This window comes from Chloroflexus sp. (genome assembly GCF_034432675.1).
In the GTDB taxonomy this organism is placed as follows: domain Bacteria; phylum Chloroflexota; class Chloroflexia; order Chloroflexales; family Chloroflexaceae; genus Chloroflexus.
On record NZ_DAOUBI010000025.1, the window covers coordinates 1 to 12,705 of the forward strand.

At 57.4% G+C, this 12,705-nt stretch carries 5 protein-coding genes; 4 read left to right on the forward strand and 1 reads right to left on the reverse strand.

Features of this window, described 5'->3' with window-relative positions:
- Positions 1-232 precede the first annotated feature (232 nt).
- The 3 genes from pheT to pulA all read left to right on the forward strand — a co-directional run bounded on the left by pheT (position 233) and on the right by pulA (position 10,013).
- Positions 233-2,815, forward strand: a complete 2,583-nt coding sequence (gene pheT / locus VAE55_RS02140) for a phenylalanine--tRNA ligase subunit beta (protein ID WP_322814176.1) — start codon at positions 233-235, stop codon at positions 2,813-2,815.
- A gap of 3 nt (positions 2,816-2,818) precedes the next feature.
- Positions 2,819-3,754, forward strand: coding sequence for a mevalonate kinase (mvk, locus tag VAE55_RS02145; protein ID WP_322814177.1), 936 nt, complete (start codon positions 2,819-2,821; stop codon positions 3,752-3,754).
- A gap of 349 nt (positions 3,755-4,103) precedes the next feature.
- Positions 4,104-10,013 carry a pullulanase-type alpha-1,6-glucosidase gene (gene pulA / locus VAE55_RS02150; protein ID WP_322814178.1) on the forward strand — a complete coding sequence of 1,970 codons (5,910 nt, stop codon included), beginning with the start codon at positions 4,104-4,106 and terminating at the stop codon, positions 10,011-10,013.
- 525 nt (positions 10,014-10,538) lie between these two features.
- Here pulA and VAE55_RS02155 read toward each other — a convergent pair.
- Positions 10,539-10,682 carry a hypothetical protein gene (locus tag VAE55_RS02155; RefSeq protein ID WP_322814179.1) on the reverse strand — a complete coding sequence of 48 codons (144 nt, stop codon included), beginning with the start codon at positions 10,680-10,682 and terminating at the stop codon, positions 10,539-10,541.
- 214 nt (positions 10,683-10,896) lie between these two features.
- Between VAE55_RS02155 and VAE55_RS02160 the strand changes: the two genes are divergently transcribed.
- Positions 10,897-11,613 (forward strand): metallophosphoesterase, encoded by a 717-nt coding sequence (locus VAE55_RS02160; RefSeq protein WP_322814180.1) that lies wholly within the window; start codon positions 10,897-10,899, stop codon positions 11,611-11,613.
- Positions 11,614-12,705 lie beyond the last annotated feature (1,092 nt).

Below are 12,705 nucleotides of genomic sequence, written 5' to 3' on the forward strand. Positions count from 1 at the left end.
CGATTGGCAAGCGTTCAGACGCCTGGGCGACAGTCTGGACGCACGACAGCACAGCTTTTTTTGAAATGAGTTCTACTACCACAAGACTTTGTGCATAGCGGGGCTGGAGCAGGTTTCCAATCCATGCCACAAAACAGAGCTACAAGACTATCGCTTTCCCGGTGCTCACTCTTGACAGTCCGCAGGGCCATGGCTACAATCGCAACAGCCAGATTGCTACACCGAGGAGCATATGAGAGTTCCACTGTCGTGGTTGCGAGAATTTGTAACAATTGATCTGCCGGTCGAGGAACTGGCCCGCCGTCTGACCTTTGGCGGTATGGAGGTCGCTCAGATTCATCGTATCGGCGTTGAAGGTGCCCCTTTGCCCTGGGATCCCGAACTGATCGTGGTGGCAAACGTCCTGGAGGTTCGTTCGCATCCGAACGCAGATCGCCTGGTGCTGGCCGACGTTAATTACGGTGCCGCACAGCCCCATACGGTGGTGACCGGTGCCCCCAATCTGTTTCAGTACCGTGATCAGGGGCGTTTAACCCATCCGCTCAAGGCGGTATTCGCTCGCGAAGGTGCGCAGTTGTACGATGGTCACGCTGAAGGGTGGGTGATTACAAAACTCAAGGGCCGCCCGGTACGTGGCGTGATGAGCGATGCCATGCTCTGTTCCGAGAAAGAGCTGGGGTTGAGTGAGGATCACGAAGGCATTTTGATTTTGCCCGATGACGCACCGGTCGGAATGCCGTTACGCGATTATTTAGGCGAAGTAGTGCTTGAAATTGATCTCACGCCTAATTTCGCTCGTTGTCTCTCTATTGTTGGTGTGGCCCGCGAAGTCGCCGCCCTCACCGGTGCATCACTGCATATCCCCGAACCACAGGTTGAGGCAATCGGTCCTTCGCTGATTGGGCGGGCCGCAGTGACCGTGCTTACCCCCGATCTCTGCCCGCGCTTTATGGTCGGGCTAGTAGAAGGCGTCAAGATCGGTCCGTCACCCTTCTGGATGCAGCGTCGGCTGATCAATGCCGGGATGCGCCCGATTAACAATATTGTTGACATTTCTAACTATGTGATGCTGGAGTGGGGCCAACCAACCCACGCTTTCGACGCCGACCGGGTTGCCAATCGTCATTTGATTGTGCGGCTGGCCCAGCCTGGCGAACGTCTGACCACGCTCGATAACCGTGACCGTGATTTAACTCCTGGTGCCGAGAGTGGTTTAACCCATCCGCCCCTGCTGGTTTGCGATGAGACCGGGCCGCTGGCGGTGGCGGGTGTGATGGGTGGTGCAAGTTCAGAGGTAAGCGAGGCAACAACTAATGTCTTGCTGGAAGCGGCGATCTGGGAACCGGTACAGATCCGACGTACCGTCCGTGGCCTGAAGCTGCCTAGTGAGGCATCACGCCGCTTTGAACGTGGGGTAGATTACGAGTTGCCCCCTATCGCGCTGCGTCGCTGTCTCGAACTGATGCGTCTCTACGCCGGTGCAACGATTGCCGCCGATTTCATCGATGTCTACTCACGTCCGTGGCAGTCGGTGACGATTGATTTACCTCCGTCCGAAGTGCGTCGGCTTCTCGGCATTCACCTCGATAGCCATACCATTGCCGACATGCTTAGCCGTCTTGGCTTTGGGTGTACGGTGGTGGGAAGTGCAACGGTCGGCGATTTTGCTATGCTGGCGGCTGAACCGACAGTGCGCGTGCAGGTGCCTTCATTTCGGCAAGATGTGACCATGAAGGCTGACCTGTGCGAGGAGATTGCCCGCATCTACGGTTATGACCGCATCCCAGATACCCGACTGGCCGACGAGCTACCGCCACCGGCGACCCAGTGCGCTATCGAGCTTGAGGAGCAGGTTCGTGATCTGATGGCCGGCGCCGGTCTGACCGAATTGATCACCTATTCGCTGATCGATATGGAGCTGGTTGCCAGGGTCCACCCATCTGAAGCGATAGCTGATCGCTACCTCAAGCTGAGCAATCCCAGCACGCCAGAGCATGTCTACCTGCGCCGCTCGCTGCTCCCTTCAATTGCCGCAGCGCTGGCGATGAATCTCCGTGAACGCGAACGCTCGACAGTCTTCGAGATCGGGCGGGTGTATCTCCCACTGACCCAGCCAGGACAGAATGATCGCTGGCTACCCGACGAACCTCGGCGTCTGGCAATCGCTCTCGCCGGTCCTCGCCAGCCAGAGAGCTGGTTGAGCACCGACCGCGACTGGCTCGATTTCTACGATGTCAAAGGGATTGTCGAGCTGCTTGGTGAACGCCTTGGGCTGTCCGACCGACTGAGCTTTGTGCCGCTCACCGACGACGAGCGCTTCCACCCCGGTCGTTCAGCGACGCTTGTTCTCACCACGCAACGTGACGGGCGTGGACGGGCGGTTGAGCAGCAGGTTGTTGGTGTGCTTGGCGAAGCCCATCCACAGGTACGTGCCCGGCTTGAGGTGACGGTACCGCGCATCGTGCTGGCCGAGATTGATCTGGAAACCCTGTTCGTCCATGCCGGACAGGCGGTCTACCGGCCAATTTCGCGCTTCCCGGCCAGTACGCAGGACCTCTCCATTGTTGCCGACGAAACGGTGACTGAAGCCCAGATTCGGAGCGTCATTCAGCGTAGTGCCGGCGAATACCTGGAGAGCCTGGTCCTCTTCGACCGGTACAGTGGGCCACAAGTTGGTGAAGGCAAGCGGAGTCTTACCTATCACCTGACTTTCCGGGCTCCCGACCGCACCCTGCTCGACGAGACACTGGCGAAGATTCGCAAGAAGATCATTTCCAGTCTCGAACGGGAACTGGGCGCTACAATCCGCAGCTAAGCGATGGCAACGGCACCGGCGAAACTCATCCTCTGTGGCGAGCACGCCGTCGTCTACGGTCGTCCGGCGATTGCTCTGCCACTAGCCGATATTCGCGCCACGGCTACCGTAGCGCCATCTCCTGCCGGGCGTGGGCCGATGATCCATGCCCCTGATCTCGGTGGCAGGTGGCACGTGGCCGAACAGCCCACCGATCCGCTCAGCAGGCTGGTCATCACCGTCATTGAACGATTCGGGCTACCGGCGGATGTCGAGATCACAATTCGCTCTGCCATCCCAATTGCCAGTGGGATGGGCAGTGGCGCCGCAATTGCCACGGCAATTGTGCGAGAGCTGTTGGCCTACGGCGGTCAAACTCTGCCACCGGCAGAGATTTCTGCCATCGTCTACGAGAGTGAACGTGCGTATCACGGCACGCCGAGTGGCATTGACAATACCGTTGTTGCGTTTGAACAGCCTATCTGGTTTCAACGCCGTCCTGATCAACCACCACTCATCGAGCCGATTGTCATTGGCACTCCCCTAACTCTGGTGATCGGTGATACTGGTGTGCGAAGCCCGACGCGATTACCGGTTGGTGCTGTGCGTGAGCGCTGGCAAGCCGATCCTGCTCGCTATGAAGCACTGTTCGACCAGGTAGCAAAGCTGGTCGTTGCCGCACGAACTGCACTTGCCGAAGGGGATGCGGTAACGTTGGGAAGGTTACTCAACACCAATCACGAATTGCTACGCGACATTGGCGTGTCATCGGCAGAACTTGATTACCTGACCACCGCTGCCCGTTCTGCCGGTGCACTGGGTGCTAAACTGGCCGGTGCCGGTTGGGGTGGGGTGATGCTGGCACTCACGACCTCCGATCAGGCACCAGTTATTGCGGCGGCATTACAGGCTGCGGGTGCAACAACTACCCTCGTGACCACAATTGCAGCCACCGGCTGAAACCACGCAAAAACGCCCTCACCTCCGGCCCCGCTCTCGTTGCACGGGAGAGGAGAGACCAGAGCCACGCGCTGGGACGTCCTAATGCGGCAGAAGTTGCGTGAGCTTATATATTCTTCCGCCCCTAAACCCGCCGAAGGGAGGGAGACGTGATGCGGAGCGCGCTCTGATCTCACCAGAGGAGCGGCGATCAGGGGGTGAGGGGGATACGGCAAGGATATGTTTTTAATTCATTGTCAACGATACTATTGCGTAAGAAATTAAATCATGGTATGATAATGCCGTTTTCCACTGGTAACTCAAGCGCCAACGAAGTCAGATTGCTCAGTCGCACAAAAGAGGTCGTGCCATGTATTATCGTAGCCTGCGAACACTCCTTGCCCTCCTCATTGTCTTCGGGTTGTTCGTCACCCTGCTACCGCCCTCAGTCCTCGCCGCCGGCGAAGCCGTTAGAGGAAACTTTGGCTCTACTCCCTGGAGTCCCCTCTTGATGTCGTCCAGCCTGGGCGGAACCTACATCTACGTAAGCAATCCGATAAATGACACCAGTTTGTCACAAATTGAGTTCAAATTCTTCAAAGACTCTGAGCAGTGGTACGGGAAAGATGCACCAAATACGATCACTTTGGGCACCATCTTTAGCGGCCTTAGCACTGGTGGCGGCAGTGAGCGTAATCTTAATTTTACCCACATTAATAACAGCGTATATGTTTTCAAATGGGATGGCAACACGCGTGGCGTCGTTTTTCAGCTCGCTGCTGCACCGATCACGATTAGTGGGGTGAGTCGTTCGCCGACAGTACCAACTGCCGGTCAGGCGGTAACCGTTACCGCGACGACCAGCGGTACCCCACCGGTTCAACAGTCCTTCTGGCTTCGCTATGCCGTCAATGGTAACTGGAGTGCTTCAACAGTTGTTCAGATGACCGGTAGCGGTAGTTCGTTCAGCGCTACGATTCCGGCCCAATCTGCCGGTACGACGGTCAGTTATTACGTCTTCAGTTCGGCCAATACGAGCAGTATTGCCGGCGCTGATGCCGATCTCATGACGATTAACGCCGATACGAACGGCGGGAGCAATTATAGTTACACGGTGAGTAGTGGAACGAGCGCTATTACTCCCGCGCAGAGTCGGGCACTCTGGCTCGATCTGGCAACAATAGCCTGGAACGGTGGTGCAGCCAGCAGTTTTCGCTTGCTGTACGATCCCGACGGTGGGATGACGACGGCTGCCGAAACGACGCTGTGTACGCTACCCACCCCAGCCACACCGTGTTATCTGCCTCTGACATCCAGCGGGACGGTGAGCGGTTATAGCAAGAATCCGAATGCAACCGGTCTCACCCGCCTGCTGACCGGTCTGACCGCCGACGCCGCTCGGTATCTGTTGCGCGGGCAGTTGGTCGTCGCCGCCTACGATGGCAGTGGTAACCGGATTGATGCCACTCGTGTGCAGATTCAGGGAGTACTTGATGATCTCTATGCCGCCAACGCGATAACCCAAACCCTGGGTGTAAGCTACAGCGGTGCAATTCCCACGGTTCGGCTGTGGGCGCCGACGGCGAAAACGGTTACTCTCCGCCGTTTTGCCAGCTCCACGACGACGACCTACACCGATCACCCGATGACACTCGATCCGACGAGTGGCGTCTGGAGTGTCACCGGCGATGCCAGTTGGGATCGTCAGTTTTATCTCTTCGCGGTCGAGGTCTACGTTCCGGCACTCGATGCGGTAGTCACGAATTTGGTTACCGATCCCTACGCTGTAAGCCTCTCGCAGGACGGTGCCGCTGCCAATGATGTGCGGAGTCAGTTTGTCAATCTCAACGATGCCGATCTCAAGCCGGCCGGTTGGGATACACTGAGTAAGCCGACACTGGCTAACCCTGAAGACATCGTGATCTACGAGGTGCATATCCGGGATTTCAGCGCCAACGATAGCACTGTCGCTGCCGCTGATCGGGGTACGTATCGGGCGTTTACCTACGATGGTGCCGGCCCTCATCCGAATACGGCTCTCTCTGACGGAATGAACCATCTGTTGCAACTGCGGCAGGCCGGTCTGACCCATATTCATCTGTTACCAACCTTCGATATCGCCTCGGTGATCGAGAATCCTGCTGAGCGCAGCGAACCCACCATCTCGTTCAACCCGGCGACCGACCGGGCTTCGAGCAATCCCCAGGCGGCAGTTGGTACAACCCGGCAAACCGATAGTTTCAATTGGGGCTATGATCCATACCACTACGGTGTTCCCGAAGGCGCGTACAGTAGCGATCCGGATGGCGTGACGCGCATCCGCGAGTTTCGTGAGCTGGTGCAAACCCTTAACCAGAACGGCCTGCGCGTGGTGATGGATGTGGTCTACAATCACACTGCCGCCAGCGGGCAAGATGATAAATCGGTACTCGATAAGATTGTTCCCGGCTACTACTATCGCTACGATACCAATGGCACGCTCTACCAGTCGTCGTGCTGTGCCGACACTGCCACCGAATACGCCATGATGGGGAAGCTCATGATCGATACGGTCGTGCGCTTCGCGACTGCGTACAAGATCGATGGTTTCCGCTTCGATCTGATGAACCTGCATACCCGCCAGAACATGCTCGATGTGCGATCAGCAGTGCAGGCATTGAACCTCTCTACCCATGGCGTTGATGGCAGCACGATCTACCTGTACGGCGAAGGCTGGGATTTCGGCTCAGCGAAAGACAAAGGGCTGACCGTTTGCCCACATTGTTATGCGCACAAGCACAACATGACCGGTAGCGGTATCGGTGTCTTTAACGATGTTATTCGCGATGCAGCGCATGGTGGTTATAGCACCGACCCGGTTGGTATTCGGCGCCAGGGTTTCATCAACGGTCTGAGCTACGATTGGAACGGTTACAACTACCCCAACCGCTTCCAGAGCGATCTGCACGCTACCATGGACACGCTGCGTTCAGCGTTGCGCGGCAGCGGTACCGATTGGAACGGGCAGGGTAATCCCTTCACCGACGATCCGCAAGAAGCGATTAACTACGTTGAAAAACACGATAACGAGACCCTCTTCGACCAGAACATCTTCAAGTTGCCCAACGGCGACGGCAGCGGCAATCCGGGCTGGATCGGCAGTAGCATTCCTACCACCACAATGAGTGATCGGGTGCGCAGCCAGAATATGGGGGTGAGTCTGATCGGCCTGGCGCAGGGAATTCCCTTCTTCCATATGGGGCAGGACATCCTGCGCTCGAAATCGCTCGACCGCAACAGTTACGATTCGGGCGATTGGTTTAACCGCGTCTACTGGGATCGCAGCGCGAACAACTTCGGGCGTGGGCTGCCGCCGGCCTGGGATAACAGTTCACGCTGGGGCATCATGACCCCCTTGCTCAACAACACGGCTCTCGATCCCACTACTGCCGATATGAATACGGCGGCGGCACATCTGCGCGAGACATTACGGCTGCGTATGAGTTCGCCGCTCTTCCGCCTGACCAGCGAAGCCGACGTGAATGCCCGTGTTTCGCACTACAACACCGACAACAGTCGCGATGCCATGCTGGTAATGCGGCTCTCCGATCAGGTCATGCCCGATCTCGACCCGAATTGGGAGAATATTCTGGTCTTCTTCAACGCCAACAAGGTCGCGCAATCGATCACCATTCCCAATGCGAACGGGTTTGTTCTGCATCCACTGAACACCAACGGTATTGACGACGATCCGGTGATCGCGAGCGCGACATTCAACGACGCAACCGACACCTTTACCATTCCGGCGCGCACGACGGTCGTCTTCGTTTCGACCCAGCCGATGGAGCCACCGAGCACCATCGATTGGGTGGGGTTGATGTATCCACGCGGTGGTGTCGCTCACGCAATCAATGAGAACAATTTCACCCCTGCTGGATTCGATGTCTTCGTGCAGGTCTACGAGGCAGGAGTGACCCCGGGACCGGGCCAGGGTGCAGGGATCGAATGTTACCTGCATTGGGGTCGCTACGGTCAACCGTGGACCGATCTGCCGATGATCTATAACACCGACATTGGGAATAACGACGAGTATCGGGTGACCATTCCCAAAGCGACGCTGGAGGCGCTGGCACCGGGAACGTATGGCTTTACCACCTACTGCAAGAAGCCGGGCGAAGGGCCGAAGTGGAAAGTAGACAGCTACAACATCAACGGTAATCCTGCCGATGATGACCAGCGCGATGGCCTGATCACGATCATTCCCAGTGCAGATAGTGCAATCGAACCAAATGGCGGCGTTTTTGTCCACCTCTTTGAATGGCGCTGGAGTGATGTGGCAAAAGAATGTACCTTCCTCGGTCAAAAAGGCTATACCGGGGTGCAGGTCTCGCCACCGAACGAGCATATTGTGCCAGCCGCTGATCTGGGTGGCAATCCGGCCAACGACTTCCCCTGGTGGGCGCGGTATCAACCGGTCACCCACGACACCACGCGCTTCACCAGCCGCAGCGGTACCTGGGCTGAGTTCCAGCAGATGGTGAACGCTTGTAATGCCGCCGGGGTTGCTGTCATTGTCGATGCGGTGATTAACCACATGGCCGACATTCAGGTCGGCACGCCGCCAACCGGCACTGCCGGTACCACTTACCAGTCGCAACCGGCAGGCTCACGATTTTACGGGACGCAATACCTGCCCGATGATTTTCACGCCGATTGTTTGATTAGCGATTACAGTGATCGCGATCAGGTCCGGTACTGTCAGTTGGCCGGCCTGCCAGACCTCGATACCGGTAAGAGCACTGTGCAGACGAAGCTGCGTGCTTACCTGCAAGCCCTGCTCAATGCCGGTGTCAAAGGCTTCCGCATTGATGCCGCCAAGCACATGGCCGCGCACGAGGTCGGTGCCATTCTCGATGGCCTGACCCTCCCCGGCGGCGGTCGTCCGTACATCTTCAGTGAAGTCATTGACATGGATCCCAATGAGCGGATACGCGATTGGGAATACACGCCTTACGGTGACGTCACCGAGTTTGCCTACAGTATTAGCGTGATCGGGAATACCTTCAATTGTGGTGGATCGCTCAGCAATCTGCAAAACTTCACCACGAACCTGCTGCCCTCGCGCTTCGCCCAGATTTTCGTTGACAACCACGACAATCAGCGCGGGCACGGCCCCGGTGGTGGCTGTGTCGTTGACCATCGCGATGGTCGGGTGCACGTGCTGGCCAATATCTTCACGCTGGCCTACCCCTACGGCCACCCATCTATCATGTCTAGTTATTACTGGACGACCGACCCCAACAGCAATACTGGAGACAGCCTCGGTCCGCCGAGTAGCAACGATGGTGGTACAACCTGGGGGCCGGGGCTGGGTGCCGATACACGTCCAGTCTACGGCGCCGGGCAGAGCGCAGGCGAGTATCCGGCCAATTGTGCCGGTACGTACCCGAACCCGGTGACCGGTGGTGACCTCGGCAAGTGGGTTTGCGAGCATCGCTATCCGGCAATTGCCAATATGGTGCAGTTCCGCCAGACCACGCACGGCGAGCCGGTAACAAACTGGCAGAATATTGGGGGAATTCCAACCAACCATATTGCCTTTGGGCGTGGCAACAAGGGCTTTGTCGCTATCAACAACGGATCGGTAGCTGCACCAACAACCTACCAGACCGGCCTGCCTGCCGGCTTCTACTGTGACGTGACGAAGTACGATTTCCAGGGCGGGCAGTGTGTCCTGCCCGGTACCAGCACACCGGCACCGGCCAGTGCGCTGATTGAGGTCGACGCCAGCGGTCAGATCGTCAACTACACCCTGGCCGCGCAGGATGCATTCGCCATCCACGTCGATGCCCGGCCACAGTACCAGATCACCGTGCAGGCTGCCCCAACTGGTAGCGGTACAGTGATCGGTGGCGGTACCTATCTGCACGGCGCAACCGTCACTGTGAACGCAACCCCGGCCAGCGGCTACACCTTTGTAAACTGGACAGAAGGGGCAACAGTTGTTGCAACAACAGCCAGTTACAGCTTCGTCGCCACGAGTAACCGAGTCCTGACAGCCAATTTTGTGCCGACGGCGACGGCGACCCCAACGGCGACGGCGACGGCGACCCCAACGGCGACGGCGACCCCAACGGCGACGGCGACGGCGACCGCCACCCCAACGGCGACGGCGACCCCAACGGCGACGGCGACCCCAACGGCGACGGCGACCCCAACGGCGACGGCGACGTCTACAACACCGACGACCGAACCATCACCTCCCAACCACAAGGTGTATATCCCACTGGTGATGAGATAGAACTGGCACCTTCCCTCCTCAATGCACGACGGAACGCACAGCGCTGTGCGTTCCGTCATTCAGTGTGTGTGGTCATGCGAGCCAGAGGCTCGCGCTCCCGGTTCCCAGGAAGGTGGGCGAGCACGATACAGAGCACGCTATCCACTGCTTCCTCGCTTCTCTACCCCAGTGGGAACGGGGGCTGGAAGGTGAGGTGAAGGGATACATCTCCACCCCAGCTCCTCCCCCCAGCGGCTATGCATTACCCATAACTCGCATACTGCATTGCCCGCGTGCCGGAGCTGGTCGGGGGCGTGATGACGGGCGTGCTCCCCAGCCGGGAGCTGGGAGCGCACGCCTCCGGTGCGCACGGTGCCGGTACCATTGCTGGAGGGAGGAGCCAAGCGCAAGCTCCCGCCCTGGCGGCATTCACGGACGGCCAGGACCGATGAACGAACCCAACGTCTACCCTATCAGAAAGCCCTGGATCAAACGTCTGCCCTCCCCGCTATACATTACCCACAACTGGTGTCAACCATGTGCGTATCAGCGGGTATGATTGTTATAGGTGCTGTTGTGGGCGACTGGCCCGGCGGCAGTGCGCTGCTCCAGCCGTGCCAGCACGTGCTGGATGGATTGTCGTATCCGCTCGTTATGCACGTGTCGCGTGGTTTGGAGTGCGGCAGCCATGCTGCTGCGCCAGCCGTGCTCACGAACCGGTGCGGATTGCAGCGCTTTCCCTGCACGTTACGGGGGCTGGCTTGCCCTTCTGCTGTCCCGCCTCTCCCGCAGCGCAGGAAAGGAGCCGGGGTGCGAGCGGGGTGTACATCCACGCACCGCAATGCGCGGATCGCATGGTAGTATCAGTTGCATTGCAACGGGATGCCTGTTATCATCAAACGCTATGATCTGGACAATTTCTGATCTCCATCTTTCATTTGCTCGTCCCAAGCCGATGGACATCTTTGGCCCCGGCTGGAAAGATCATCCCGAACGGATTGCGCAGGCGTGGCGGGAGCGGGTCACTGCAACCGATTGGGTTTTGATCGCTGGTGATATTTCCTGGGCAATGAAATTGCCCGATGCCCTGCTTGATCTTCAGTGGATCGATGCCCTACCCGGCACAAAGGTGTTAATCCGGGGTAATCACGATTACTGGTGTCCACGCCGAGTGAATTCGATCCGACGCCATCTGCCACCCAGCCTGCGCCTGATCGGGGCCGATGCTCTTGACATTGGCGAGGCCGTGTTGTGTGGAACGCGCGGCTGGATTACTCCGGAAACCCCGGGGTTTACTGAAACCGATCTTCCGATCTATCAACGTGAACTCGGTTTACTGGAACGGGCACTGGCTGCCGGCCAGACATTGGCTGTGAACAAACCGTTGATTGTGATGATCCACTTTCCCCCATTCGTCAATCGTCAACCAACCGAGTTTTCCCGTCGCATCGCTGCCTCCGGTGCGGCTGCGTGCATCTACGGCCACCTGCATCGGCGTTACGATTGGGACAACGCCGTGCAGGGGCGAGTCGATGGGGTCTACTATCAACTCACCGCCTGTGATTACCTTGGGTTTGGGCCGGTCGCTGTGCGGGGATTGAACGGGTGGAGCGGCGGCTAACCCCTTCGCTACGCAGCCCCCCTCCATCCACTCCCCCGCTAGACTATGTTGCCTATATCTCGACAAACCGGTAGGTGCCATGATCATACGCCCCTACCAATAAATCCGCTGCTCCCGTCGTGTATGTTCAACCTCGGTCATTCGCTTAAACAGATTACCAAACGTCCCATATACTGGCCCGATAATCTGGTCTCGAGATTGCTGCACGTACAGCCATACCATGACAGACTTTTGGCATAGCAACATAGTGACGATACATGCCTTACTTCTACAGATGCATATCGACACATTTCCTACTTGCTTAGTATAATGTGACACTTGTCTATAGGTAATGAATTGCCTGATGGAAGAGGAACGGCAAGTAGGATCGCTGTCGTTCGACTCACCACATGACACCGTCAGTTAAAGGATGCCACTCCGCCGATGACCGATGGACTGGCACTTGCCGTGGATTGGTATCGCTCAACATGACTAGGGCGGATGTATGGCTTTTGTACTTCATACAGCATGGATTGTTCAGGGTACGTCACACTTGTGCACGCAGATATACTCACCGTCGGCAGTAGAAACTGCCACTTGCACGAAGAGAGTGCGAATGCGCTGAAATGGTTGCGGAAGGATTAACTCGATTTGGAATCACACATCTAAGGCCTATGACAGGCAATAAACAGCCGACCACGTGCAGTAAGCGCCATATCGCTGGCTTGGCGTGTTGTTTATCTACCTCGCGCATCCGCTGTGCTTCGTATCGGATGCGACTGGTTAGTGCTAACGTTGCTCGTAACCGGTCATCGCAATACGCTAGGATTGTCTGTGACTACCAGCCAATCCCTTCTTTCCTACCTTTGGTAGACGTATATGCGGTGTGTTGTTGATCGCATACCGTGCGACGTGAGGGGTAACGTTCCTCAACTATGACGGTTGTGCATCTATACAGTCACGTGTGCTATACTGCATTCTCAAAGACAAAACATACCAACTTGATGTTCGCATGCCTAATGAGCTTCAACCACGGACACACACTACTGATCGAGGTTAGCAGTTACCAATTCCCCACCCCAGCTTTACGTACCGATCACTCTCCCGACGCCA